At 38.5% G+C, this 25,589-nt stretch carries 28 protein-coding genes and 1 tRNA gene; 3 read left to right on the top strand and 26 right to left on the bottom strand.

What is annotated here, in order from left to right; translation table 11 throughout:
* Positions 1-34: 34 nt before the first annotated feature.
* The gene (locus NYE67_RS16925) at positions 35-295 is read left to right on the top strand and encodes a Parvovirus coat protein VP1-like protein (RefSeq protein ID WP_340730651.1); all 261 of its coding nucleotides are present in this window, start codon (positions 35-37) and stop codon (positions 293-295) included.
* Between the two features lie 231 nt (positions 296-526).
* Here NYE67_RS16925 and NYE67_RS16930 read toward each other — a convergent pair whose 3' ends face one another.
* The 5 genes from NYE67_RS16930 to NYE67_RS16950 all read right to left on the bottom strand — a co-directional run bounded on the left by NYE67_RS16930 (position 527) and on the right by NYE67_RS16950 (position 4,723).
* Positions 527-1,312 carry a basic amino acid ABC transporter substrate-binding protein gene (locus tag NYE67_RS16930; RefSeq protein WP_340730652.1) on the bottom strand — a complete coding sequence of 262 codons (786 nt, stop codon included), beginning with the start codon at positions 1,310-1,312 and terminating at the stop codon, positions 527-529.
* 148 nt (positions 1,313-1,460) lie between these two features.
* A complete protein-coding gene (locus NYE67_RS16935; RefSeq protein WP_340730653.1) occupies positions 1,461-2,183 on the bottom strand; it encodes an amino acid ABC transporter ATP-binding protein in 723 nt (240 codons plus the stop codon).
* Positions 2,184-2,885, bottom strand: a complete 702-nt coding sequence (locus NYE67_RS16940) for an amino acid ABC transporter permease (RefSeq protein WP_340730654.1) — start codon at positions 2,883-2,885, stop codon at positions 2,184-2,186. It abuts the gene before it with no gap.
* A 29-nt stretch (positions 2,886-2,914) separates the two neighbouring features.
* Positions 2,915-3,697 carry a basic amino acid ABC transporter substrate-binding protein gene (locus tag NYE67_RS16945; RefSeq protein ID WP_340730655.1) on the bottom strand — a complete coding sequence of 261 codons (783 nt, stop codon included), beginning with the start codon at positions 3,695-3,697 and terminating at the stop codon, positions 2,915-2,917.
* A gap of 954 nt (positions 3,698-4,651) precedes the next feature.
* Positions 4,652-4,723, bottom strand: a tRNA-Arg gene (locus NYE67_RS16950).
* Positions 4,724-4,920: 197 nt separating this feature from the next.
* Here NYE67_RS16950 and clpP point away from each other — a divergent pair.
* On the top strand, positions 4,921-5,514 hold the full coding sequence (gene clpP / locus NYE67_RS16955; RefSeq protein WP_191699538.1) for an ATP-dependent Clp endopeptidase proteolytic subunit ClpP: 594 nt from the start codon (positions 4,921-4,923) through the stop codon (positions 5,512-5,514).
* 228 nt (positions 5,515-5,742) lie between these two features.
* Here the strand turns inward: clpP and NYE67_RS16960 are convergent, their stop codons facing one another.
* The 21 genes from NYE67_RS16960 to NYE67_RS17060 form a co-directional block, all read right to left on the bottom strand.
* The gene (locus tag NYE67_RS16960; RefSeq protein WP_191699537.1) at positions 5,743-6,000 is read right to left on the bottom strand and encodes an HPr family phosphocarrier protein; all 258 of its coding nucleotides are present in this window, start codon (positions 5,998-6,000) and stop codon (positions 5,743-5,745) included.
* A gap of 179 nt (positions 6,001-6,179) precedes the next feature.
* Positions 6,180-7,121, bottom strand: a complete 942-nt coding sequence (gene whiA, locus NYE67_RS16965; RefSeq protein ID WP_191699535.1) for a DNA-binding protein WhiA — start codon at positions 7,119-7,121, stop codon at positions 6,180-6,182.
* 48 nt (positions 7,122-7,169) lie between these two features.
* Positions 7,170-8,144, bottom strand: coding sequence for a gluconeogenesis factor YvcK family protein (locus NYE67_RS16970; RefSeq protein WP_340730656.1), 975 nt, complete (start codon positions 8,142-8,144; stop codon positions 7,170-7,172).
* Positions 8,145-8,148: 4 nt separating this feature from the next.
* On the bottom strand, positions 8,149-9,039 hold the full coding sequence (rapZ, locus tag NYE67_RS16975; protein WP_191699533.1) for an RNase adapter RapZ: 891 nt from the start codon (positions 9,037-9,039) through the stop codon (positions 8,149-8,151).
* A gap of 5 nt (positions 9,040-9,044) precedes the next feature.
* Positions 9,045-9,515 carry an NUDIX hydrolase gene (locus NYE67_RS16980; protein WP_340730657.1) on the bottom strand — a complete coding sequence of 157 codons (471 nt, stop codon included), beginning with the start codon at positions 9,513-9,515 and terminating at the stop codon, positions 9,045-9,047.
* Between the two features lie 351 nt (positions 9,516-9,866).
* Positions 9,867-10,811 (bottom strand): thioredoxin-disulfide reductase, encoded by a 945-nt coding sequence (gene trxB / locus NYE67_RS16985; protein ID WP_340726105.1) that lies wholly within the window; start codon positions 10,809-10,811, stop codon positions 9,867-9,869.
* A gap of 77 nt (positions 10,812-10,888) precedes the next feature.
* Entirely contained in the window at positions 10,889-12,415 is a 1,527-nt protein-coding gene (locus NYE67_RS16990) for a tetratricopeptide repeat protein (protein ID WP_340730658.1), read from the bottom strand.
* Positions 12,416-12,707: 292 nt separating this feature from the next.
* Entirely contained in the window at positions 12,708-13,325 is a 618-nt protein-coding gene (gene hisIE / locus NYE67_RS16995) for a bifunctional phosphoribosyl-AMP cyclohydrolase/phosphoribosyl-ATP diphosphatase HisIE (protein WP_340726107.1), read from the bottom strand.
* Complete coding sequence (hisF, locus tag NYE67_RS17000) at positions 13,322-14,080, bottom strand: imidazole glycerol phosphate synthase subunit HisF (protein WP_340730659.1); 759 nt, start codon at positions 14,078-14,080, stop codon at positions 13,322-13,324. Before hisF ends, hisIE begins: the two co-directional genes overlap by 4 nt.
* Positions 14,074-14,694 carry an imidazole glycerol phosphate synthase subunit HisH gene (gene hisH / locus NYE67_RS17005; protein ID WP_340730660.1) on the bottom strand — a complete coding sequence of 207 codons (621 nt, stop codon included), beginning with the start codon at positions 14,692-14,694 and terminating at the stop codon, positions 14,074-14,076. The genes hisF and hisH overlap by 7 nt, the downstream gene beginning before the upstream one ends.
* Positions 14,691-15,284 carry an imidazoleglycerol-phosphate dehydratase HisB gene (gene hisB / locus NYE67_RS17010; RefSeq protein WP_340730661.1) on the bottom strand — a complete coding sequence of 198 codons (594 nt, stop codon included), beginning with the start codon at positions 15,282-15,284 and terminating at the stop codon, positions 14,691-14,693. The genes hisH and hisB overlap by 4 nt, the downstream gene beginning before the upstream one ends.
* Positions 15,281-16,564, bottom strand: coding sequence for a histidinol dehydrogenase (gene hisD / locus NYE67_RS17015; RefSeq protein ID WP_340730662.1), 1,284 nt, complete (start codon positions 16,562-16,564; stop codon positions 15,281-15,283). The genes hisB and hisD overlap by 4 nt, the downstream gene beginning before the upstream one ends.
* Before the next feature lie 14 nt (positions 16,565-16,578).
* Positions 16,579-17,202 carry an ATP phosphoribosyltransferase gene (hisG, locus tag NYE67_RS17020; RefSeq protein ID WP_191699521.1) on the bottom strand — a complete coding sequence of 208 codons (624 nt, stop codon included), beginning with the start codon at positions 17,200-17,202 and terminating at the stop codon, positions 16,579-16,581.
* Between the two features lie 3 nt (positions 17,203-17,205).
* Entirely contained in the window at positions 17,206-18,366 is a 1,161-nt protein-coding gene (locus NYE67_RS17025; protein ID WP_340726112.1) for an ATP phosphoribosyltransferase regulatory subunit, read from the bottom strand.
* A 289-nt stretch (positions 18,367-18,655) separates the two neighbouring features.
* Positions 18,656-19,186 carry an acyltransferase gene (locus NYE67_RS17030; RefSeq protein ID WP_340726113.1) on the bottom strand — a complete coding sequence of 177 codons (531 nt, stop codon included), beginning with the start codon at positions 19,184-19,186 and terminating at the stop codon, positions 18,656-18,658.
* Complete coding sequence (gene ppaX, locus NYE67_RS17035) at positions 19,183-19,830, bottom strand: pyrophosphatase PpaX (RefSeq protein ID WP_340730663.1); 648 nt, start codon at positions 19,828-19,830, stop codon at positions 19,183-19,185. Before ppaX ends, NYE67_RS17030 begins: the two co-directional genes overlap by 4 nt.
* A 267-nt stretch (positions 19,831-20,097) precedes the next feature.
* Complete coding sequence (gene lgt / locus NYE67_RS17040; protein WP_340730664.1) at positions 20,098-20,982, bottom strand: prolipoprotein diacylglyceryl transferase; 885 nt, start codon at positions 20,980-20,982, stop codon at positions 20,098-20,100.
* A gap of 28 nt (positions 20,983-21,010) precedes the next feature.
* Positions 21,011-21,949, bottom strand: coding sequence for an HPr(Ser) kinase/phosphatase (gene hprK / locus NYE67_RS17045; RefSeq protein WP_191699516.1), 939 nt, complete (start codon positions 21,947-21,949; stop codon positions 21,011-21,013).
* 153 nt (positions 21,950-22,102) lie between these two features.
* On the bottom strand, positions 22,103-22,414 hold the full coding sequence (cccB, locus tag NYE67_RS17050) for a cytochrome c551 (RefSeq protein WP_340730665.1): 312 nt from the start codon (positions 22,412-22,414) through the stop codon (positions 22,103-22,105).
* 51 nt (positions 22,415-22,465) lie between these two features.
* Complete coding sequence (locus tag NYE67_RS17055; RefSeq protein ID WP_340730666.1) at positions 22,466-23,320, bottom strand: YitT family protein; 855 nt, start codon at positions 23,318-23,320, stop codon at positions 22,466-22,468.
* A 98-nt stretch (positions 23,321-23,418) separates the two neighbouring features.
* The gene (locus tag NYE67_RS17060; RefSeq protein ID WP_340730667.1) at positions 23,419-24,657 is read right to left on the bottom strand and encodes an EAL and HDOD domain-containing protein; all 1,239 of its coding nucleotides are present in this window, start codon (positions 24,655-24,657) and stop codon (positions 23,419-23,421) included.
* A gap of 112 nt (positions 24,658-24,769) precedes the next feature.
* On the opposite strand from NYE67_RS17060, the gene NYE67_RS17065 reads away from it, so the two are divergent.
* A complete protein-coding gene (locus tag NYE67_RS17065) occupies positions 24,770-25,546 on the top strand; it encodes an enoyl-CoA hydratase-related protein (protein ID WP_340730668.1) in 777 nt (258 codons plus the stop codon).
* The last annotated feature ends 43 nt before the right edge of the window (positions 25,547-25,589 follow it).

Genomic DNA, 25,589 nt, shown 5'->3' on the forward strand with positions numbered 1-25,589 from the left:
ATGGTAACTATTAAAAAGAAGGGAGATAAAAACAATGAGACGCTCTGCATTCGGTTTCTGTTATCCGGGTTACCGATACTGCGGTCCTGGCTGTACCGGTCCCGGTGCACCAACAAATGCAGTAGATAACTGCTGTATGTACCACGATGCATGCTATGACTACGGATACGATAAAAGATATTGCGATGCACTATTCCAGCACTGTTTAAGCCAATACAAATACGCTCCCACTAAAATGGGCAGAGACGCCAGATTATTCTCTAAAGCCATCCACGTTAAAAATAATCTTTTATAACAATAAATAATAGGCATGAAATCCTTTAACAAGGTTTCATGCCTATTCATCTAACTATTAAGTGCAAATAACTGCAACTGCAATATCAGTGACAAAATGAATTGATTGGAGTGAAGGGGCGACTCCTGGGGAAAAGCGCGACGCCTGAGACGTTCGTGTAAGGCCGTGCCCCCGGAAAGCGTCCCCGTAACGGAAATCAATTCTGGCGGGAGCGGAAAATATTTTTCCCTCTTAGTCGATTTTTTGTCCTGTAATTTCTTCAAGCTTACCATTCTCTTTAATCTTCGCAAGACCATCATTTAAAAGATTAAGTAACTCAGTATTTCCCTTTTTCACCATAAAGCCGTAATATTCCTTTTCAAACTGATCTGATTCAATTGCTTTTAAGCCTGAGTCAGGATTGTTTTTTAAGTACTCAATTACTACTGCATTATCACCAATTGCCGCTGCTGTTGCGCCATTGATTACTTCCTGGAAGGCAATTGGCTGGTTTTCATAAGCTAAAATTTTCGAGCTCGTCATACCTTGCAGTTTTTTCGCCGCTTCATGACCTGTTGTATTAATTTGTACAGAAATTTTTTCATCCTTTAATTCATCCAATGTTGTAATCGGTGAATCTTCTTTTACGACAATCATTAATGTCGCTTCATAATATGGATCTGTGAAATCAAATGTTTGTTTACGATCATCTGTAATTGTAATTCCTGATGCCCCTAAATCCAGCTCACCATTCTTTAACTGTTGGAATACCGGCTCCCAACCAACATTTCTAAATTCGATTTCTGAACCGATCTCTTCACCGATTGCATTCATAATATCTACATCAATCCCGATAATTTCCCCTTTGTCATTCATCGATTCAAACGGAGCAAAAGTAGCTTCCGTGCCGACTAATAGTTTAGAAAATTTATCTTCGGCACCTGCACCGGAAGTTTCTTTATCCCCAGTACCACATGCAGTTAAAACTAATGATAATGCCACAAGCAGCATCATTGTTAACCATTTTTTATTTGACATTGTAAATCCCCCTATACATTTTACGTTATAATTATACATTTGTTGGATATAGTAATACAACATTTATTTAGAATTTTCCGATATTTTATATTAAAAAAACTATCTTCAACTATATTTTAATATAGTAAAAGATAGCCTTTTTCTATCTCTATAATACTTTCCCTAAAAACGCCTTCGTGCGTTCATTTTGAGGATTGCCGAATACTTCTTCCGGATGACCTTGTTCTACAATATAGCCACCATCCATAAACAGTACGCGGTCACCAACTTCGCGTGCAAAGCCCATTTCATGTGTGACAACTACCATCGTCATACCTTCTTTGGCAAGGTCTTTCATTACTTCTAAAACCTCTTTAACCATTTCAGGATCCAGCGCTGAAGTTGGCTCGTCAAATAGCATCACTTTTGGCTTCATTGCTAAAGCACGTGCAATTGCAACACGCTGTTGTTGCCCCCCTGATAATTGCTGCGGGTAATTATCCGCTTTTTCACGCAATCCAACTTTATCAAGTAGCTCCATTGCTAGTTTCTCGGCATCTTGTTTATTTAAGTTGCGAATTTGCATCGGAGCCATTGTAATATTATCAATAACCGACATGTGCGGGAATAAGTTAAACTGTTGGAATACCATCCCTACTTCTGTTCGGATATCGTTAATGTTTGTTTTCGGGTCATTAATTTTGACACCATTAATATAAATCGCGCCATCTGTTACTTCTTCCAGTAAATTCATGCAACGGAGGAAAGTCGATTTACCAGATCCGGATGGACCGATCACACACACAACTTCCTTTTCATGAACTTCATAATCAATGCCCTTTAACACTTCGAGCTTGCCAAAATGCTTGTGTAAGTTTTCTACTTTAATCATTTACGCGCGCTCCTTTTTCTTACGTGGGTTGTAATTGATATCGACCCGCTTTTCGATAAATGCGATGAGCTTCGTTACGGCGTACGTTAATACAAGATATAAGAACGCTGCAAATAAATATGGCTCCCAGAAACGCTGATACGTTCCGGCAACGACTTTACTCACGTATAATATTTCTGCACCGGCAATAACCGTTACAAGAGATGAATCTTTTAATAAGGCAATAAACTCATTCCCCAGTGGTGGAATCATACGACGGAATGCTTGAGGTAAAATAACTTTGCGCATCGCCTGACTATGCGTTAAACCTAATGACCTTGCTGCTTCCATTTGCCCTTTGTCGATTGATTGAATCCCTGCACGGAAAATTTCCGCATTGTATGCCGCGCTATTTAAAATTAATCCTACGATACCCGATACCCACCAACCTTGTGATGAACCAAAAATAGTTGGAATAACAGCTAAGTGAATTAATAATAATTGCACTAGCAATGGTGTACCACGGAATACGTCTACATAAAATTTAGCCGGCCAGTAAATCAATTTCTTTTTCGAAACTTGGCCTAACCCTAATAGTAGACCGAAAATGATACCACCAATATAACCACATGCGGTTAGAACAATGGTCGCCCAAAGTCCTTTTGCATATAGCTCACGGTAGTTCCAGATAATTTCCCAACGGAAAAAATCAAAAAACTCCATCTGAAACCCTCCAATAAATTAAAAATAGCTTATTCGATTTCTGTACCTGTAATTTCAGCTAATTTTCCGTTAGCCTTAATTTTGTCCAGACCTTCATTTAAAATATTTAATAGCTCTGTATTCCCTTTTTTCACCATGAAACCAAAGTAATCTTTTTCAAATGAATCGTCTTCAATCGCTTTTAAACCAGAATCCGGATTTTTCTCTAAGTATTCTAAAATAACCGCATTATCACCGATCGCCGCATCTGAAGCACCTGTTAATACTTCTGTTAGTGCAATTGAAAAGTTTTCATATGCTAAAATTTTTGAACTTGAAACGCCTTGTAAGTCTTGTGCTGCTTTGTGACCTGTTGTATTAATCTGTACAGAGATTTTTTTGTCTTTAATATCCTCTAAAGATTCAATTGAAGAATCTTCTTTTGTCACGATTAATAATGTCGCCTCATAGTATGGATCTGTGAAATCATATGATTGCTTACGCTCATCTGTAATCGTAATGGCTGCTGCACCCATATCGATCTCACCATTTGTCACTTGGCTCATCATTGAGTCCCAGCCAACATTTTTAACTTCTGTTTCGATACCCATCTCTTCACCAATTGCTGCTAAAATATCAGCATCTAAACCTACTACATTTCCTTTATCATCTAAATACTCAAAAGGAGCATATGTCGCTTCTGTACCTGCTACGATTTTTGTATATTCTTTATCCCCTGTAGACGATGTTTTATCATCTGTTCCACATGCTGTTAAAATCATTGAAGCTGCTGCTAAAGGGGCTGCCCATTTAAGTAATTTTCTAGCGTTCATTATAAATATCCTCCTGGAGTTTTTAATTTTTTAATTAATATCTTGTTCAATTATATTAATTCCCCAATTAATATACAACATTTAATTTTTAAAAAATTGATTATTATTGCAGTATGATGAATTTTTATAACAAAATTGATAAGAAATCTGCATATCTTTTAATATTTATTCATTAAATTATTATATCATTCTTGTTTTTTAATCTTCTTTATACGATGAACACTGTATATTTATTCTCTCTTTTAAAAAATTTGGGTTCATTACCATAACATGCGGTTGCCAGTGCCCCCTAAAATAAGGGAAGATTTTACCGTTATTTGAATGCTGTAGCTCATTTTTTGAATAAATAAGGGAACGTTTTACCGTTATTTTAAATAAAATTCCGAAATTCCATGTTTTTTAGACCAATAAGGGAAATCTCTTCCGTTATTTTCGAAATAACGGAAATTCGTTCCGCTATTTATCTCATTATTTATCATCCTCAATTTAAGGTGATAAACCCTAAACTAGGGTATAAAAAAAGACTACTTCACGGCAATCCCGAAAGTAGTCTTGATTTAAGAATGAACGAAGGATAAAAGGAATCGGTACAGTGATTCCTTCTATCCTACCAAAAAATCCATTCTCCATTGTAGAACAATAACGATTATGCTATTTTTCTACAATTGATATAGAAAAGTATATGAAAACAGTAAAATGGCGTCCTATTGGACATGATAATATAGTATCGCTTGAACATAACCTTTAATAATTTACTAATTATCTTCTCTTTTTTCAAGTCTAAATTATAAATTTCATTTAAAGAATTTAAATATTTTTTAAAAGTGCGTTTAAATTATACAGAATTCGGAAATTTATAGTATAGTGCCTAAAACGAATGTTAAATAATGGAATTAGAATGCTTATCATCCTATTAAAGAACGCTAATACTTAATTATTCGCAAAAAAAAAAGACGCCCTCGGAGGGAATCGAACCCCCAGCCTCAGAACCGGAATCTGAAGTGTTATCCATTACACCACGAGGACATATTAATAAGTAAAATAAGTATATGTTCAACTTTTCCCATTATACAGATGGTACGCCAGATTTTCAATAGCAAAAGTCAGAGTTTATATTTGACCATAACTGACTAATACGTGTATGATAGGTTTACAGCTGAAATGATTTCCATTTTTCAGCATAAGAATGCGAATAAAAGCTTTAACAAAGGGAGGATTATTCAATGAACTTAATTCCTACAGTTATTGAACAAACAAATCGCGGGGAACGTGCATATGACATTTATTCACGTTTATTAAAAGACCGCATCATCTTATTAGGTAGCGGAATCGATGACAACGTAGCAAACTCAATCGTTGCACAGCTACTATTTTTAGAAGCAGAAGATCCAGATAAAGATATCTACCTATACATCAACTCACCAGGTGGTTCTATCACATCGGGTATGGCTATTTACGATACGATGAACTTCATCAAGCCGGATGTTTCAACAATTTGTATCGGTATGGCAGCATCAATGGGTGCTTTCTTACTTTCTGCTGGCGCAAAAGGTAAGCGAATTGCATTACCGAATGCAGAAGTAATGATTCACCAACCACTTGGCGGTGCACAAGGTCAAGCAACTGAAATCGAAATCGCAGCAAAACGTATTTTACATTTACGCGAAAAATTAAACCGCATCATGGCTGAGAACACTGGCCAAGAATACGAAACATTAGCGCGCGACACAGATCGTGATAACTTCATGACTGCAAAGCAAGCATTAGATTATGGTCTTATCGACAAAATCTATGAGCGTAACCAATTAAATAAATAATGTAACATGAAGCATGCAGGAGTTAATCCTGTGTGCTTTTTTTAATGCATCATTTTATTCGCCACTCGCTCTATTTTAATAGCCAAAAGTGTAAATTTATTCGCCATTTCAATAACGATAATCGCCAAAAAGGTAAGCTTATTCGTCACTCTCCTTCATTTAATCGCCACTCCCCCAAAAAAATAAAGCACAACCCGTTCATCCTGTGAATTGGTTGTGCTTTTCAAGTTAGTTTGCTTTTTCGATTAAAAGCTGGAGAGCATTAATGGCTTTTTCTTCATCGTGACCATCAGCACATAATGTGACAACTGTACCTTTAGCCACTGCTAAGCTCATAATCCCCATGATCGACTTTGCATTTACTTTTTTCGTATCCTTTTGTAAAAAAACGTCTGCTTTAAAACGATTTGCTTCTTGTACAAATAATGCAGCTTGTCTTGCCTGTAAGCCAGATTTCAGCTTTACTTCTACTTGTTTTTCGATCATCTTGATATACTCCCTTTCACAACCGTTCATCGCTACTTTTATCTATCTTATCGGAATTATTCGAAAAGAACAATAATAGATTCCGGTACACATGAAATCGTTACCATTATTACCTATACATTAGCATAAATGTACTTAAATCGTAAGTTTCATTCCAAAATTCTACGTAGCCAATGCCACTAAATTTTTTCACCACGTCTGAGGGCCTCCGCTATATCATCAATTTTACGTAAACGATGATTAACGCCTGATTTACTTACAACGCCTGTTGATACCATCTCACCAAGCTCTTTTAATGTAACATCCTGATATTCGACTCGAAGACGGGCAATTTCTCGTAGTTTTTCGGGTAACTGATCAAGTCCCACTGCATTATCAATATACCGGATATTTTCAACTTGCCGCAGTGCCGCGCCAATTGTTTTATTTAAGTTAGCCGTTTCACAGTTGACGATACGATTTACACTGTTACGCATATCTCTTATGATTCGTACATCTTCAAACTTCAGCATTGCCTGTACAGCACCGACTAAATTCATAAAATCCGAAATTTTTTCTGCTTCTTTTAAATAAGTGACATAGCCTTTTTTTCGTTCGATTGTTTTTGCATTGAGATCATAACGATTCATCAGCTGTGCCAACGCTTCCCCGTGCTCCTTATATAAAGAATAGATTTCCAAATGATAAGAGGAAGTCTCCGGGTTATTAACTGATCCGCCTGCTAAAAATGCCCCACGTAAATAGGCACGGCGCTCACTGTTTCGCGGAATGATCGATTTTGAAATCGTATGATTAAATTCAAAAGAATTCGATACAATTTCTAAATCATCCAATATTTCACGGGCACCTTCCCGAACACGGCATATGTACACATTATTCTTTTTCAGGCGCATTTTTTTTCGCACAAGAAGCTCTACATTATATGGATAGAGCCTTTTTACAATGATATATAGTCGACGTGCTATAGCTGCATTCTCTGTTTGAACATCTAAGCTTATTTGACGATTCGCAAAGCTTAACGAACCATTCATTCGTATAAGGGCGGACACTTCAGCCTTCAAACAACTGTCATCCGCTTCAACCTGTGTCAGTTCCTTTTTTGTTTCAGATGCAAATGACATTATGTGCTCCCCCTTTCCTAGCAAACTATGTAGTGATTACAAGTAATATTACTTCATTGTTTGTTGTTTTAGTATTGTATATTCACACAGCCAATCCGCTAAATTACTCGCATCATGACGTACTGTCCCATTTTGGATAAGTGCAATTTCCTTTTGAATAATATTAATGCCCATCTCTTTTATTCTATCTATATCAAATTTTACGGGCTCGGCATTTTCTTCACGATAGTTTTCATAAACTGACGACGGAAGCTCTTTTTCATTAATCAGTATCGATTGAATGAACGGTTCGCCTACATGCGCATGAATGGCCTCGATATGCTGTGAGGCTGTATATTGACCTGTCTCACCTTGCTGGGTCATTAAATTAGCAATATAGATTTTCTCACCTTTTGCTCGAATTACCGCCTGGCCAATTCCTTTAACTAATAAGTTCGGAATGATGCTCGTATAAAGACTGCCTGGTCCAATCAAAATAAAATCCGCGCGTTCAATTGCGTGAACAGCAGCTGGCAACGGTTTTAAATTGCTCGGCTCTAAATACACACGCTTAATTGGTGCATGGCCAGACGGGATTTTCGATTCCCCGATAACGTCTGAACCATCCATTAATTCAGCATGTAATGTCACTTTTTTATTTGCAGCAGGAATGACTTTTCCGTGCACATTCAGAACTTTACTCATTTCTGCAATGGCATGGTTAAAATCACCTGTAATTTCCGTTAAAGCTGTTAGCATTAAATTGCCTAAAGAATGTCCGTCAAGGTCATTGGATTGCGAAAAGCGGTATTGAAACATTTGCTCAACTAAAGGCTCTACATCCGACAATGCTGCAATCACATTCCGGACATCCCCTGGAGGCGGAATATCATAGTCATCTCGTAAACGCCCAGAAGAGCCACCGTCATCTGCTACCGTAACGATGGCTGTAATATCAAAAGGATGCTGTTTTAAACCTCGTAATATCGTAGAAAGCCCCGTGCCCCCACCGATTACGACGATACGTGTTCTCTTTTTCTTCATTTAATCAATCCTTTCTATGATTGATATCTCTATGTGAAATGATGACTTGATCATTTTTTGCTAACAGTTTGCCAAAGTATTCAGCGAGCGTTACCGAGCGATGTTGTCCACCTGTACAGCCAAATGCGATTACTAACTGCGACTTTCCTTCACTGCGATAATGCGGAATCATAAACGTAAACAAGTCCGTTAACTTGGCAATGAGCTGCTGTGTTTCTTCTGTTGCAAGCACATAGGAAGAAACCTCTGTCTGAAGACCGGTTTTATGACGCAATTCCTCAACATAATAAGGATTTTTCAAGAAACGTACATCAAACACTAAATCGGCATCGATCGGTAAGCCATGCTTAAAGCCAAATGACATAATATTAAGTGAAAAAGTCGGGCTGCTCATATTTGAAAATTCCTGTGCAATGCGTTCGCGTAATTCCCGGGGTTTCAACTTAGATGTGTTTACAATTGTTTTTGCACGGCCTTTTACCTCAGAAAGTAATTCCCGTTCCTGTTGAATTCCTTCCAATGGTAAGCCTTGTGTTGCAAGTGGGTGTGAACGACGAGATTCTTTATAACGTCGAACTAAAGTGGCATCGTCGGACTCTAAAAATAAAATCCGGAGTAAAATGTCCTCTTCATTCATTAACGCATCGAGCGATTCAATTAACGACCCAAAAAATTCTCTCCCACGTAAATCCATTACGACCGCGATACGTGAAATTTTCTTTTCGGAATCTTTCATTAGTGCTAAAAAAGTAGTCAAAAGTTCCGGTGGTAAATTATCAACACAGTAATAGCCTAAATCTTCAAAGCTTTGAACTGCGACCGTTTTGCCCGCCCCTGACATTCCTGTAATAATAACTAACTCATGTGTAAAGCTCGAACTACCCACTTGTTTCATCTCCTCTAGTTTTGTTCTATCGAGTGTTGAATGGTTTCACTTAATAGCTCAAAATCCTCTGTATATTCAAATGTACCATATTGCATTCCTTGGCTTGCTGTTGCAAATAATAAATTTGTGCGGTCACCTGCTGCCATCGGAAGGTCGTTTAATTGCTCTATTGGATACCAGTCCAAAATGCCTTCACGTGTTTCCACAAACGGTGTTCCTTCTACATCTGTTGCAATAAATGTATAGAGCATCCATTCATCTACGACTGTATCTCCATTTTTTATAACCATAGTATAAATACCTTTTAAATGAACGTTTTTAGGTTTTAAATTCGTTTCTTCCTGAAATTCACGAACAGCTGATTCATAGATGGATTCCCCAAGCTCCATTTTGCCGCCGGGTGCAACAAACCAACCTCTTCTCGGTTTTTGGAGCAACAGCACTTTGCCATCTTTTATTGCAAGTAAATTTGTAATACGCTGCATACGTAATCACCTCAATTCTTTCATTTGTGGATATCAATTTATGACTTTCAAGATAATCCACATAAAGTACAGATAGCCTCTCACGCTATTGTACGCTAAATTTCTTTTCCTAATGCTTATATTTCTATTATACCTTGTCCCAGGCATTACGTAAAAGTACTCGTACCATTTGTCCCATTAGTAAATAAAGGATTGAGGGCTGAGTATCTATAATTCCGCACAAAAAGAGGTTGTTTCAGCGCAGATCGCGCTTGAAACAACCTAAGGATAAAAATATAAGGGGGTTAAAACAAATTCTACTTTTAGTATACCCTTATTTTGTAACGATATGATTACATTTATGTTAAGGATTTATTGATTTATTTTTTCTTTTATTTCTTCGATGTAATGTTGGGCTGATTGTGCAGCAATACTGCCATCGCCAGTAGCTGTTACAATTTGGCGCAGCATTTTCTCACGGACATCACCCGCTGCATAAATACCCGGAATAGCTGTTTCCATTTTTTCATTTGTTAAAATGTAGCCTGCTTCATTTAAAATATTCAGTGAAGCAAAAGGAGCTGTCAATGGAAGCGTGCCCACATATACGAATACACCATCTGCCTGCATTTCCTTTTCAGTGCCATCAACCGTTGAAACTAATGTTACTTTCCCTACTTTGCCGTCCACTTCATGAATTTCCTTCACTTGTGTATTCCAGATGAAATCAATTTTTTCATTGGCAAATGCACGATCTTGTATAATCTTTTGAGCACGTAATTTATCACGGCGGTGAACAATTGTTACTTTGTCTGCGAAGCGTGTTAAATAAATACCTTCTTCAACAGCTGAGTCGCCCCCACCGATTACAATTAGGTTCTTTTGTTTAAAGAATGCACCATCACATACAGCACAATAACTTACACCACGACCTCCAAGCTCTGTTTCACCTGGAATGCCTAATTTTTTATATTCTGCACCTGTTGTAATAATTATTGTACGTGTTTTGTATTGTTTTTTACCTGAAACGATAATTTTATATTCTTCACCATCGATTACTTCGGAAACATCACCGTAAGCATATTCTGCACCGAACTTTTTCGCGTGCTCGAACATTTTTGTAGATAGCTCTGGTCCTAAAATTGTATCGAAACCTGGGTAGTTTTCCACTTCTTCAGTACTAGCCATTTGACCACCAGGAATACCACGTTCAATCATTAATGTTGCTAAGTTTGCGCGTGATGCATAAACCGCAGCCGTCATACCTGCCGGACCTGCTCCGATAATTACTACATCATAAATTTTTTCTTCAGACATGTTGATCCTCCTCTTGCGTATACCATTACGATATTTTTATCGTATAAGATTGCTTGGATAAATACAAATATACTGCCCTATTCAAAGTCAGCCGGTATGAATTCGTACAATTCATCACTATACTTCGTTAATGTCGCAGTTGTAATACCGTATTTGCCTGCAATCGCCTTTTTCGTTATCTTTTTTTCAAGTGCGATGTTATATGAATATTCAACCGCAGCAGCCAATGCAGCACTATTTTTAAACGCATACCCTTGCTGGAAAGCGATTTCGCCTAGTGCAAACCACGTGCTTAATATTTGTGCTACTTCAAGTGAAATCGATTCATTTTTTTCTGTTATAAGTTCCGCCACTTCCATAAAACGTAAAAAGTGCTTTTCCTCATTACTTTTTTTATCGAAATCATATTCAAGGGCATAGGCCAGACATAGTTTTTCCAAGTCCGAAAAACTAGCAACATTTAAAATAGTAGGATGTGCTACAATCTCCTGCTTATACGCAGAACGCTTTAATAGAAAAAGTCCGAATAACCGGCTTGATTCATGCTCATCCGATAATTGGCGAATAATGAATTCCCGATGATTTTCAGCCGAGTTACCGAAAATCGTTCCTTCATTACTTTTCCATGGCTCCATACCTTCTTTTGAAGGGTCCAACTGAATCAGCAATTTCCATGATTCATTGGCTACTGCTTCATGTCCTGTAAAGTAGGCTGATTGGGCAAGCCAAAAATAAAAGCCTGGATCCCCTTCATATCCCTTTTTACTCATTGAACGCAGCCATTTATACGCTTCATCATATTGACCGATCAATGCCAATGTTGCACCTAGCTTATAGCGATTATCCCATTCAAAAGGTTGGATTTTCTTTAATATTGAAAGGAGATTCTCAAGCTCTTCTGTGTTTCTCTCATAATAGGCAAACACCGCTAAGTTACACATTGCATGGAGATTCCCCGTGTTTTCACGCAACACTTTATATAAAAGTGCGCGCGCCTGTTCAGCATCGCCAACATAAAAATAGGCTAACGCCAAGTTATTGTACGCATTCCACAAATCCGGGTATTCCTCAATAATTTGCTCCAACATTTCAATTGCAGCTTGGAAATCCCCTTGTTCCATGTGACGACGAGCTTTTTCCTGCGCTACATGCTTTGCCCCTTCAAATTCGTCCATATCATCTATCTCTTCACCTACATAGTCGACAAATTCCAATATTTCAGAAGCATCCTCTATGTAAGCACCATTAGGTTCCATTTCCAAATAGCGGGCTGCGTACTTTTGTGCATCAGCAATATGTCCGATACAGCCTGAAACTTCTGCCATCATAAATATAATCTCAGATTCATCCGGCTCTAAACTATAAGCGGTATGGATCAATTCATAGGCGTGTTCAAAGTTTTGCAATTCCATTTCTAAAATGCCATATTGCAATAACACGTGCGCGTCATCCGGACTTAAATCTGCTGCGCGCTTAATAAACTTATAGGCTTTATCCATTTCATCCCGCTCAATTGCTTTTAATGCTACGCTATAATAATAATCCCCATTCGGAACAAACGACACGACATTTGATGCATTTGCTTTTAAACGTTTATTTTCCAATAAAATTCCTCCGAGTCATTTCCGTTCAATACCTTTATATAATTCAATACGAAGTGTATCGTATGCTCAATTGTAGTAAAATACGCCTCGGCATCATTATCATCCTCTAACAGGAAGTTGACATCTTTCCGAAGCTTTTATTTCGTTCAGTAGCCTTTTGACAACCACTGAGAAATAAACAAAGAAATAAGGAACGCACAAGTGTCGTCCCTTAATCAATTCTTTCCATTATAGCATATGTAGCAAATATGTACTTAAATCATGTTTGCAAACAACGGAATTTCTCTTCTGATTATTGCTTCTTACCTTCATGTCTTTTTTGTAGCACATCAAGCACTTCATATACATCCACTTTTTGTTCTTGAAGTAACACAAGTAAGTGATAAAGAAGGTCGGCAGATTCCCATTTCACTTCTTCTTTGTCACGGTTTTTCGCCCCGATTACTACCTCTGTTGCCTCTTCGCCAACTTTTTTACAAATTTTATCGATACCTTTATCGAATAAATACGTCGTATACGCCCCTTCAGGCATATCAATTTCACGCTGTTTAATTACTTCCACAAGCTGCGGTAAAATTGCTACAGTACCAGGTCGTTCGTTTTCTACCAAGCTTTCTGTAAAGCAAGATGTTGTACCGTTATGGCAAGCTGGACCCGCAGGAACAACTTCAACTACTAATGCATCTTGATCACAATCTGTTTTAATTGAAACAACCTTTTGTGTATTACCACTTGTTGCCCCTTTATGCCATAGCTCTTGGCGAGAACGAGAGTAAAACCAAGTTTCATTCGTTTCAATTGTTTTTTGTAAAGATTCCTCATTCATATAAGCAACCGTTAATACTTCTTTTGATCGAGCATCCTGTACTACTGCTGTAATTAGCCCTTGTTCATTAAATTTAACATTCATCGTACACGTACCCCTTTTTCTTTTAAGTAGCTTTTCACTTCTGCTACGCTCGTTTCTTTATAGTGGAAAATGCTCGCAGCAAGTGCGGCATCTGTATCAACATCCTGCAGGACTTCACGGAAATGTTCAGCATTACCCGCTCCGCCACTTGCAATAACCGGTACTGTAACCGCATCACGAACTGCCTTCGTTAACGCTAAATCAAAGCCGGACTTTTCACCGTCCTGGTTCATCGACGTAAGTAGAATCTCGCCAGCACCTAGTTTTACCGCTTCTTTTGCCCAATCGATAGCTTTCCATGAAGTTTTGTTACGGCCACCGTGTGTATACACCATCCATGTCCCGTCTTCTTCGGAATATCTCGCATCAATCGCACAAACGATACATTGTGCACCGAAGTAATCCGCGCCTTCTTTAATAATCTCCGGACGCTCTAAAGCAGATGTATTAACCGACACTTTATCTGCACCGGCACGTAAAATGCGTTTCATATCCTCAATAGTACGAATGCCACCACCTACAGTAAATGGAATGGCTAACGCAGATGCTGTTTGACGGACAACATCGACCATCGTTTCACGTCCTTCATGTGAAGCCGAAATATCTAAAAATACGAGCTCATCCGCACCTTGCTCATCATAAAATTTTGCTAATTCGACCGGATCGCCTGCATCTTTCAGTTCAACAAATTGTATACCTTTTACTACGCGTCCTTCTTTTACATCTAAACATGGAATAATGCGCTTTGTTAACATACGCCTTCTTTCACTCCTTCTGCCCAAGCCGTCAACAAGTGCATACCAAACGGACCTGACTTCTCCGGATGGAACTGCATACCTGTAAAATTGTTCTTCGCCACAATCCCAGGCACTTGTATATGTTCATAGTCTGCCGAAGCAACCCGTTCCTTCTCATCCAATCCGTTCGCATAAAATGAATGGACAAAATATACATGGCGTGCTGCAGGCAGGTTATCTCTATCCAGCCAGCTTGGCGTATGCTGCAATGTTAAGTCATTCCATCCCATATGCGGAATGCGGGACACCCCTTCAAAGCGTTGAATACGCCCTTTAAAAATGCCCAGCCCTTCCGTTACAGCCACTTCATCACTTTCTTCGAACAATAACTGCATTCCTAAGCAAATTCCGAGTAACGGCTTTTTCGTATTGCGAATGAAATCAATTAAACCTGTTTCCTTTAAACGCTTCATTGCATCTGGAAAGGCACCAACACCTGGCAAAACATAAGCATCTGCTGTTTCCAGTTCCGCTTTGTCATTTGACACAATGACTTCAACATTAAGGCGCTTCAATGCCTGCTCAACGCTGAATAAATTACCCATTCCATAATCAATTACACCAATTTTCACGTTAACAGCCCCTTCGTTGATGGCACGCCTTTCACACGCGGGTCAATTTGAACCGCTTGATCTAAGGCACGTGCTAATGCTTTAAAAACTGCTTCAATAATATGGTGTGTATTATGTCCATAAGGAACGATGACATGTAAATTAATGCGCGCCTCTAACGCAAACTTCCATAAAAACTCATGCACAAGTTCTGTATCAAATGACCCTACCTTGGCATTAAGTTCAGGTGTAATACGGTATTCCAAGTGCGGACGGTTCGAACAATCCACCACAACCTGTGCCAATGCATCATCCATCGGGACAAATGCTGTACCGTAGCGTTTGATCCCCTTTTTATCGCCCAATGCTTCACGGAATACTTGACCTAATACGATACCTATATCCTCTGTCGTATGGTGGTCATCGATCCAAGTGTCGCCATTTGCAATAATTTTTCCGTCAAATAACCCGTGCTTTATAAATAAATCCAACATATGGTCCATAAAACCGACACCTGTTTTTATTTCAGCTTGCCCAGAACCATCTATATTAAGCTCTACTGCAATTTTTGTTTCATTTGTATCTCGTTCGATTTTCGCAAAACGTGTCATTCTTCTTCTCCTTTATCCCAGCCCCGTGATTCTACTGCTCTTGCATGTCCTTCCAACCCTTCAAGTCGTGCAAGACGTGCAATTTTCGGCGAATTTTGCTTCCAAGTTTTTTCGCTGTAATAGACAACGCTCGTTCGTTTTATAAAATCATCCACATTCAACCCACTTGCAAAACGTGCTGTTGAATTTGTAGGTAATACGTGATTCGTACCAGCAAAATAATCACCTACTGGCTCAGAGCTATAGCGCCCGATGAAAATAGCACCCGCATGTGTAATCATTTCCGAAACCTTTTCGGCATTTTCCGTTACAACTTCTAAATGCTCCGGTGCTAATGAATTCACCGCTCGCACCGCTTCTTTCATCGATTCAGCCACATAAATATGACCAAAGTTTTCGATTGATTTTCTAGCAATTGCTTCTCGCGGTAATTTGGATAATTGAATTTCTACCTGGTCTGATACCGCATCTGCCAAATCATCGCTTGTCGTAATGAGTACCGCGCAAGCCAGTGCATCATGCTCAGCCTGTGATAAAAGATCTGCTGCAATTTCATCGGCATAGGCAGTTTCATCCGCCAAAACGCAAATTTCAGATGGTCCTGCAATCATATCAATCGCCACTTCACCAAATACTTCACGCTTTGCCAGTGCCACAAATATATTTCCCGGACCCGTAATTTTATCTACCGGGGCAATTGTTTCTGTCCCGTAAGCCAGTGCCGCGATCGCTTGTGCACCGCCTACTTTGTAAATTTCAGTCACACCTAGAATATGGGCTGCCACTAATACCGCATCCGGCAGCTTCCCATCATTTCCTGCTGGTGATGTAATGACAATACGCTTCACCCCTGCAACTTGCGCCGGAATGACATTCATTAACACAGAAGAAGGATAAGCCGCAGAACCACCTGGCACATAAAGCCCTACTGCATCAAGGGGTGTTATTCGCTGCCCTAAATACGAACCGTCTGCTAACGGCAAGTGAAAGCCACTGCGCTTTTGTTCATTATGGTAAAGGCGAATATTATCAGCTGCCTCCTGTAAATCGATATATAATTGCTGATCGAAATTTTTTACAGCCTCAACAATTTCCTGCTCCGAGACACGTAAATTTTCAGGTGCAAAGCCGTCCCATTTTTCACTATAATATTTAATTGCCGCATCCCCTTCTGTTCGTACTTGCTGAATTACTTCACGAACGGTTTGCAGCTGCTGCTCGTTACCTTGCTCGAGTTGGCGTTTTAAAGAAATACCATCGTTTAAAATTGTTATTTTCATCTATTTAGCCTCTCTTATTTCACACATTTTTTTAAGCGCGTAACTAAATCCTGAATACGGTCGCTTTTCATACGATAGCTTACAGGGTTTGCAATCAAACGTGATGAGACTTCGGCAATATGTTCATATTCCACGAGGCCATTTTCCTTTAATGTACGTCCTGTTGATACGATATCGACAATACGATCCGCTAAGCCAATCATCGGTGCAAGCTCAATCGAACCATTCAGCTCAATAATTTCAACTTGCTCACCGATACCTTTATAATATTTCAACGCAATATTCGGATATTTCGTCGCAATACGTGGTGCGATTTCACTCATCGTTGTATTCGGTAAACCTGCTGAAGCAATATAGCATTCACTAATCTTTAAATCGAGCAGCTCATGAACTGTCCGGCGTTGCTCAAGCAGTACATCTTTCCCCGCAATTCCAATATCGGCTACACCATGCTCTACATAGACCGGCACATCCATAGGCTTCGCTAAAATAAAGCTGATCTTTTCCTCTGGAATTTCAATCATTAGCTTACGGGACATTTCTACTTCTTCAGGAAGGTTGAAACCAGCCTCGAGCAGCATTTCATATGCCTCTTCAAAAATTCTGCCTTTTGGCATCGCGATTGTTAGCTCTGTCATTGCTTATGCCTCCCTGCTTTTAAATTCATTAACTATTTTATAATGTGCCTTCAATGCTTCTATATTTTCGATTCCCTCATATGATTGGAACGTCACTTGCTTACCTTGTTCACGTAAAAGCTTCACCGTCTGTAAAGCTTCAGAAAAACGCTCTGATTCAAATAATACAAGTACATTGTCTGTTACAATATCAATTTTTGGCATCGCTTCAAAAACGCGATCTACACGTAATCCAAAACCAGTCGCGCCAACTTGCGAACCGAATTGCTGAAGTAATCCATCATAACGACCACCATTTCCTAACGGGAAACCACTGCCTGAAGCAAATACTTCAAATAACATCCCTGTGTAATAGCTCATATGGCTCGACAATGTAAAATCGAATGCTATATATTCATCATACCCAGCAGCATCCAAAATTTTTGCTAAGCTGCGCATATATTCAAGCGCATCATTTTTTCGGACATATTTTTCAATAGCTTCTATAGAAGGGACTCTAATCGCTTCTTCAATATAGGCCAACAATGCATCAGATTTTGTTTTCGGTAAATCAAATGCCAAAACAGCTTCTTCAAAGCCTACAAAATTCCGTTGTACGAGTAAATCATTTAAATGAAGAGCCTGTTCGTCACTCTCTGTATAATCCTTTAATATGCGACTTAATACGCCGGCATGTCCGATCGTGACTTTGAAATCGGTAATATTAAAGCTCTTTACTAAATCAATGGCAGTCATAATGACTTCCGCATCAGCAAACACTGAATTGTCGCCGATTAATTCAATACCCATTTGATCAAATTCCGCTGGGCGCCCACCTTCACGTTGCTGTGCTCTGAATACATTTGCAAAATAGGCTAAGCGCTGTGGTATTTTTTCCTTTAGTAATTTTGAAGTCGCGACACGTGCAATGGGTGTTGTCATATCCGGGCGTAATACAAGTGTATTCCCCTGACTATCAACAAGTTTAAATAGACGGGCATCAGAAATTGCCGATGCTTTCCCCACCGTGTCGTAATATTCTACAGAGGGCGTTTTAATAAACTCATAACCACGAGTATGCAGTAGTTCTCGACCAGTCGATCGAATTAATTCAAGTTTTTCATATATATCGGGAAATGTATCGCGCATCCCAAGAGGTTTTTCAAACATTTTTATCGATGACATTTTGACACATCCTAAACTTTTTTAAATAAAATATTATTTCCTGTTTCGTAATTTCACTTCACTTCGCTAGAGTAATGAATCACTAGTGTATGAAAGTATTTTACTGCTACTAGTTTCCATAGTCAATGGAATTGTTGAATATTCAATAATTTAATTTTCTGATATATCAATTCATTATATATCATATATGGTGAAATATCTTAGGCAAAGGGTTTGCAAGTAGTTTTCATTTGCCGCAAATGTGACGAGACTAAAAAAGACACCCCGCCGTAGCAAAGTGTCTCCAAATTTAATTTTGCCATACAGGCTGATCGTTCTTTTTTCGTTCTGCCATCTGCTCAGCAGTGAAGATAATACGCATCGGATTGCCTCCTGCCATTGCGCCAGCTGGGACATCTTTATGAACGAGTGTTGCAGCAGAAACAATAGCCCCGTCTCCAATTTTTACTCCCGGTAATATCGTTGAGTTTGCACCAACCATAACATTTCTGCCGATTTCTACATCACCTAATCGATATTCCTCGATTAAGTATTCGTGAGCTAAAATTGTCGTATTAAAGCCGATGATGGAATTATCTCCTACCGAAATACGCTCCGGAAACATCGAATCCGGCATAACCATTAGCGCCAGTGAGGCTTGTTTGCCGATTTTCATTTTCAAAAACGTCCGGTACAGCCAATTTTTCCAAGCCATAACAGGTGTAATACGTCCAATTTGGATTACGATAAAGCACTTCATTACTTTCCAAAACGAAACCGTTTCATATACATTCCACAATGAATTAGCATTTTGTACACGATAGCGTTCGGTTCTCCTCATGAAGACTCCCCTTTCACAATTTCAAGTAAATCACGCATATGGTGCAGCATATATGTCGGTTCATAAGACATTAAGTAGTCGACACCCTTTGCAGACCAGGCAACACCAGCTGTTCGAACACCGGCATTCTTCCCGCCTTCAATATCATGTGAGTTATCCCCAATCATAATTGCTTCACTTCGATCAACGCCAAGCTTTTGTAATGCTAAAAGAACCGGCTCAGGATGTGGTTTTACATGTTCGACATCATCTAAACCAACTACAGCATCAAATAAGTGCTCTGCTTGTAAAATTTTCATTCCGCGAGCTAACCCTTCTCTGCTTTTTGTAGAAACAATGGCCATTTTAATTCCTAATGCATGCAGCTCTTCCAAAGTTTCAACTACCGCTTCATAGCCAGTCACTAACGAATCATGGTTTGCCGCACTCCACTCTCTATATTTTGCAATCATTATTTCTGTTTCACCAGGTGTTAATTCGTCAAAAGTCTGTTTTAATGACGGACCGATGAATTTCAGGCAATCTACTGTCGAATATTGCCCGGGAAATCTTTCGTCAAAAATATACATAAACGTTTGGATAATCAATTCATTTGTATTCAGTAACGTACCATCAAAATCAAATAACAACGCTTTTGTTTTCATAACCACGGCCTCTTTCTTTTAAAAAGAGCCTGGGACAAAACGAAAAATATCTATTTTCCCAAAGAAAAAATAGATATTTTTCTACTTCTGCCAGAATTGATTTCCGTTCCGGGGACGCTTTCCGGGGGCACGGCCTGAGCCTGTAGTCTCAGGCGTCGTGCTTTTCCCCCAGGAGTCGCCCCTTCACTCCAATCAATTCATATAATATCAATTTCTTCATAAGAGTATTTCCCTTATACAAAGATTTATGTCCCAGCCTCAGTACTATTATTTCTTTTTATTGTTATTTTTCTTTTTACTTTTATTTGCTGCTGGTTTTGCTGGTTTTTTTTCCTCATCTAAATAATGCACAGCTGGTTTAACATACACTCGGCGGTAAATAATACCGATAATACCAACAGCTATTCCAATAATAGATACAACCTGTGCAGAACGCAGTAACTCGTCCCCTATATATAAACTATCCGTACGCAATCCTTCGATAAAGAATCTGCCTACTGAATACCATATTAAATAGAAGAAAAACATTTCCCCGCGTCGCCAATTCAATTTACGAGCAAACAGTAAAATTACTAATCCGACAACATTCCATAATGATTCATATAAAAATGTCGGGTGGACATATGTACCTTCTTCTCTAATATACATTTGTTCGATAATCCAGTTCGGAATAAATAAACCTTCCAAAAATTCACGCGACACTGGTCCACCGTAAGCTTCCTGGTTGACGAAATTCCCCCAGCGACCAATAATTTGCCCGACTAAAATACTCGGTGCAGCAATATCGGCTAATTTCAAAAAGCTCACTTTACGCTTTCTAGTGAATATATAAGCCGTAATAAATGCCCCAATTAAGGCACCGTGGATCGCAATACCACCATTCCAAATTTCAATAATGCGTCCTGGATTTTGACTATAATAGTCCCACTTCATCACAACATAGTACGCACGTGCTGATAAAATCGAAATCGGTATTGCCCAAATGAGTAAATCAGCTATAAATTCTTGGTCGAATCCACGGCGTACCGACTCCTTTTGTGCTAAAAAGTAAGCAATAACAATACCTAATCCAATTATAATGCCATACCAGTTCACCGGAAATGATCCAAGGTGAAATGCGACCGGATTAATCGCTAATAAATTTGTACCCATAAAATTCTCCCTTCAACTACCTACTCCATTAATAATCATCCATTTCATCATTTACGACAAGCATATCATCTAAACGACGTGAAAATTCCTCTGCTGCATTAACACCCATTTTTTTCAGACGATAATTCATAGCAGCCACTTCAATAATTACCGATACATTTCGACCAGGCTGAACAGGAACAGTAAGTTTCGTTACGTCTGTATCAATAATTTTCATCTTCTCTTCATCAAGACCTAGACGATCATAAAACTTTTCAGGATCCCACGTTTCCAGCTCGATAATTAACGTAATCCGCTTATATGGACGAATAGCACTTGCGCCAAATAGTGTCATAATATCAATGATACCGATTCCGCGTATTTCAAGCAAATGCTCCAATAATGGCGGGGGGCTCCCGACAAGCATATTTTCCCCTTCTTGGCGGATTTCAACGCTATCATCCGCTACTAAACGATGCCCTTTTTTTACTAGCTCAAGTGCTGTTTCACTTTTACCGACACCGCTTTTCCCCATTATTAATACACCAATCCCATATACATCGACAAGAACACCATGCACTGCCGTTGTCGGGGCAAGCTTACTTTCTAAAAAGTTGGTTAACCGGCTTGAAAACCACGTTGTAGTTTGATTTGTTACAAATACAGGTACATGATTTTCGTTGGATGCATCGATAAGCTCTTTCGGCACCTGTAAATCACGCGAAATAATAATAGCTGGTGTTTCATCGGAACAGAGGCGCTTCATTCGGCTGATTTTATCTTCTTCAGGCAGCATTTCAAAAAATGATAGCTCTGTTTTCCCTAATAGCTGGACACGATCAGCCGGATAATGGGTAAAGTACCCCGCCATTTCCAAACCTGGCCTTGAAATATCACTAGTCGTTATATAACGTCCAATTCCTTCTTCACCACTAATCAGCTTTAAATTGAATTTTTCCATAACATCTTTCGCAATTACTTGAATCATGAATTTGGTACGCTCCTATCTCCAGACATCTATTTAGTATTTTAACATGACTTATAAATTTCCAATATAAAACGAACTTACTTTTCTTCACGGAACCGCTAAAAATAGCCCAACAAAAAAACGATGAAGCTCATTTGCCCATCGTTTCGTTTGTTATTTTAAAGTTGCTAAATACTCTGCAGCCGCTTCAGCCTTTTCGCCTTTTACAATCCCAGGAGGCATACGGTCTTTACCGTTTAAAATAATATCTAAAATTTCTTCTTCAGAATATTTTGCTCCTAATTTATCCAATGCTGGAGCATTTCCACCCTGTAATTGACCACCATGACATGATGCACAGGATTGTTTAACTACTTTTTCACCATCAACTTCTGCTGTTTCGCCGTTTGTTGCCGAATCATCGCCACCGCATGCCGCTAAAAATAGCGCTGAGCCAAATACTAATGTAAGTAAACCTTTTTTCACTCTAAACCCCTCCAAAAACGTTTTACTAATCCACTGCTAATTATAACAAACTTATACTTTTTTGAAACCTTCTCCTAACACTTCATAAGCATCTGAAACGATAACAAACGCTTCCGGATCAACGGCTTTCAATACTTGTTTCAGCTTTGTGAACTCTGTTTGATAGACGACAACCATCAATACCGGCCGCTCCTCACCCGTATAGCCACCATATGCTGGAAGTCTCGTAATCCCACGATTAACTTCTTTATAAATCGCATCGCGTACTTCTATTTCTTTTCGCGTAATGATATAAACCATTTTAGATTGACTAAAACCTAGCTGAACAATATCAATCGTTTTTGTTGTGACATAAAGACCGATTAAAGCATAAAGGCCTTTTTCCAAATCAAAAACAATCGCCGCACTAACAGCGATGACGCCATCAATAAACAATACGCTCGTCCCTAAAGTCAGGCCTGTAAATTTTGTTATAATTTGTGCAAGTAAATCTGTTCCACCTGTTGAAGCATTTCCTTTAAATACAAGTCCAATACCTAAGCCGACAACAATCCCACCAAAAATCGACCCTAATAACGGATTTAACGTCCATGCATCCCAGTCTGCCGTTAAAATAACGAAAAAAGGTAACGCAATCGTACCGATAAATGATTTAATGCCGAATTTCTTCCCAAGTACAAGTACTCCTGCGATAAATAAAGGGATATTAAATGCATATTGTACTATTCCGGCATTCCAGCCGAACATACCATGCAAAATAGTACTTATCCCACTAACCCCGCCAGAAGCAACTTGGTTTGGAAATAAAAATACATTAAAACCAAAGGCAATGACTGCCGCTCCTATAATGACAAATAAATACTCTTTTATACTATCTTTCACTGAATGTTGTGAACTATACGTCATATTAATCCTCGCTTCTTTTGCAAATTCCTTTGAATTATAGCAAATCCAACATAAAATGAGAACTTCATTAAAGTAAAGAGGACGTAGAGCTGTACCGATTATTTCATATTAAGCGTATCATTTACCCATCCTTTTATTTCCTCATACATTGGTAAAATCTCATCGCTCGGAATATTTAATTGATTGGCTAACGGCATTATATTTTCCCAATCTAGCTTACTTAAAGCTGTGCTAAATTGAAGGTAAGGCGTCATAACTGTCTGTGATCCAGAAATTGTTTCTATAATATCTTCTGACAACGGTAATTGTGTAACAATAACGTTTATAGGACGTTTTAATAAAGAATCGATTAATGAAAAGAGCCCAACTAAAAAGTACTCTGAGTAATTTTTTTTATAATTTAAACGAGCACTTATTTCACATGCTTTTGCTCTAAATAACGATGCATACATTAACTCTTTAAACACATCGTTATTAGGGTTTACATTCGACTCACGCATCGCTAGCAAGTATACCCATTGACGCAGTTCCAACAGTCCCAACATTAATATTGCCTGCTTTATCGAACGCACCTTCTTTTTCGTTCGCCTAGAGGATCCGTTAATTAACTTCAATAACCGATATGAAAGTGAAATCTCACGTTCGATATTTTCTGCCAATAAATCAAAATTCGCTTCATCATTACGTAATAAAGATATAATTTGAAAATATTGAAAGATATTTGCTGGTATATCGGTTGCAGTTAATATTTGGGGCTGTTCAAAAAAGTATCCTTGAAATAAAGAATACCCCGATTGTTTTGCAATTTCGAATTGCTCGCGCGTTTCTACCTTCTCTGCTAAAAGCTTAATATGAGGAAATTTTGATTTAATTAGCTGTTCTGTTACTATTCGCTCATTTTCCGAAGTATGTAAAAAGTCAATTTTAATATAATCAATTTGAGGAAAGAGCTCATCATATACAAGAACTTTCTCATCAATTACAAAATCATCAAGAGCAAGCTTGTAACCTGCACTTTTTAAGTGTTTTAGCTGTTGAATTAGTTCAGGAGTAATTGAAATGTTTTCCAGTATTTCGATCACTACTTGTTCAGGGTCTAAAAAGTCTACCGAATCTTGCATAATTAAATTTTCAGTGAAATTAATAAAAGACGGTTTGCCATTTGCTACTTCATTAATACCTATGGAAAGAAATGAATTAATTAATAATTCGATTGTCGCTGTATCCGAATCAATATCCGGAAACTTGTTCACGTAATTATTTCGGTACAACAACTCATATGCAATGATTTCTTCGTATTTATTAAATATTGGTTGTCTACCGATGAAAACTTCCAATTTAACCCTCCCTAATTCTAGTATATTTTCACTATAATGTAATTTGTTGTAATTAAAACCATTTACAATGTACTATAAAAATAGAGTAACAAAATATTAGGAGGTAGTAAATGTGAATACTGTAAAATACGACCAAAAAGATTTTATTGCATACATAACTCTTAATCGTTCGGATATGTTAAATGCCTTTAACTTTGAAATGCTTGAACAATTACGAAGTGTCATCGAATCTATTCAAATTCATCCTGATATTCGCCTTGTCGTGATTACAGGAGCAGGTGATAAAGCATTTTCTGTTGGTGCAGACTTAAAAGAACGTAAAACACTGCCTGACACACTGGTAAAGCGAAATTTAAATCGCTTTGGTGAAGTGTTTACACTGATTGAACAATTACCGCAGCCGACAATTTGTGTTTTAAATGGATATGCTTTTGGTGGAGGACTTGAGTTGGCACTTGCTTGTGACTTCCGCATCGCTGCTGACCAGATTTCACTCGGCTTAACGGAAACAAGCTTAGGGATTATTCCAGGTGCAGGCGGTACACAGCGACTGCCACGTTTAATCGGCGAAGCAAAAGCGCTCGAACTTATTTTAACGGCTAAACGGATGACTGCAGCAGAGGCGCTTCAATATGGCGTGGTCACAAAAATAGCACCTTTTGAAAATCTACGTGAAGTAACTGCTGATTTTGCGGCATTAATTTTAAAAAATGCACCGATTGCTCTACAGCAGGCTAAATTTGCCGTGAAGCAAGGAATGAAAACCGACATTCAAACTGGTTTGCAAATTGAACGCAAAGCATATGAACTGACAATTCCTACAGAGGACCGCATTGAAGCACTAAACGCCTTTGCAGAAAAAAGACCCCCACAGTTTAAAGGGAAATAAAATTCTTAAAAAAGAGACTGGGACAGAAGAGGAAATTTGATTG

The sequence above is a fragment of the Solibacillus sp. FSL W8-0474 genome (genome assembly GCF_038004065.1).
Taxonomy (GTDB): domain Bacteria; phylum Bacillota; class Bacilli; order Bacillales_A; family Planococcaceae; genus Solibacillus; species Solibacillus faecavium.

Coding starts and splice junctions, on each gene's coding strand:
- NYE67_RS17025 (WP_340726112.1), bottom strand. CDS start 18,366: ATGTCATCGATAAAAATGTTTGAAAAACCTCTTGGGATGCGCGATACA.
- trxB (WP_340726105.1), bottom strand. CDS start 10,811: ATGTCTGAAGAAAAAATTTATGATGTAGTAATTATCGGAGCAGGTCCG.
- NYE67_RS17030 (WP_340726113.1), bottom strand. CDS start 19,186: ATGAGGAGAACCGAACGCTATCGTGTACAAAATGCTAATTCATTGTGG.
- NYE67_RS16980 (WP_340730657.1), bottom strand. CDS start 9,515: ATGCAGCGTATTACAAATTTACTTGCAATAAAAGATGGCAAAGTGCTG.
- hisD (WP_340730662.1), bottom strand. CDS start 16,564: ATGAAAATAACAATTTTAAACGATGGTATTTCTTTAAAACGCCAACTC.
- hisF (WP_340730659.1), bottom strand. CDS start 14,080: ATGTTAACAAAGCGCATTATTCCATGTTTAGATGTAAAAGAAGGACGC.
- hprK (WP_191699516.1), bottom strand. CDS start 21,949: ATGATTCAAGTAATTGCGAAAGATGTTATGGAAAAATTCAATTTAAAG.
- ppaX (WP_340730663.1), bottom strand. CDS start 19,830: ATGAAAACAAAAGCGTTGTTATTTGATTTTGATGGTACGTTACTGAAT.
- clpP (WP_191699538.1), top strand. CDS start 4,921: ATGAACTTAATTCCTACAGTTATTGAACAAACAAATCGCGGGGAACGT.
- NYE67_RS16960 (WP_191699537.1), bottom strand. CDS start 6,000: ATGATCGAAAAACAAGTAGAAGTAAAGCTGAAATCTGGCTTACAGGCA.
- NYE67_RS16925 (WP_340730651.1), top strand. CDS start 35: ATGAGACGCTCTGCATTCGGTTTCTGTTATCCGGGTTACCGATACTGC.
- NYE67_RS16970 (WP_340730656.1), bottom strand. CDS start 8,144: ATGAAGAAAAAGAGAACACGTATCGTCGTAATCGGTGGGGGCACGGGG.
- NYE67_RS16945 (WP_340730655.1), bottom strand. CDS start 3,697: ATGAACGCTAGAAAATTACTTAAATGGGCAGCCCCTTTAGCAGCAGCT.
- hisG (WP_191699521.1), bottom strand. CDS start 17,202: ATGACAGAGCTAACAATCGCGATGCCAAAAGGCAGAATTTTTGAAGAG.
- whiA (WP_191699535.1), bottom strand. CDS start 7,121: ATGTCATTTGCATCTGAAACAAAAAAGGAACTGACACAGGTTGAAGCG.
- rapZ (WP_191699533.1), bottom strand. CDS start 9,039: ATGAAACAAGTGGGTAGTTCGAGCTTTACACATGAGTTAGTTATTATT.
- NYE67_RS16935 (WP_340730653.1), bottom strand. CDS start 2,183: ATGATTAAAGTAGAAAACTTACACAAGCATTTTGGCAAGCTCGAAGTG.
- NYE67_RS16930 (WP_340730652.1), bottom strand. CDS start 1,312: ATGTCAAATAAAAAATGGTTAACAATGATGCTGCTTGTGGCATTATCA.
- NYE67_RS17055 (WP_340730666.1), bottom strand. CDS start 23,320: ATGACGTATAGTTCACAACATTCAGTGAAAGATAGTATAAAAGAGTAT.
- hisB (WP_340730661.1), bottom strand. CDS start 15,284: ATGACACGTTTTGCGAAAATCGAACGAGATACAAATGAAACAAAAATT.
- NYE67_RS16940 (WP_340730654.1), bottom strand. CDS start 2,885: ATGGAGTTTTTTGATTTTTTCCGTTGGGAAATTATCTGGAACTACCGT.
- lgt (WP_340730664.1), bottom strand. CDS start 20,982: ATGGGTACAAATTTATTAGCGATTAATCCGGTCGCATTTCACCTTGGA.
- hisIE (WP_340726107.1), bottom strand. CDS start 13,325: ATGAATGTTAAATTTAATGAACAAGGGCTAATTACAGCAGTAGTACAG.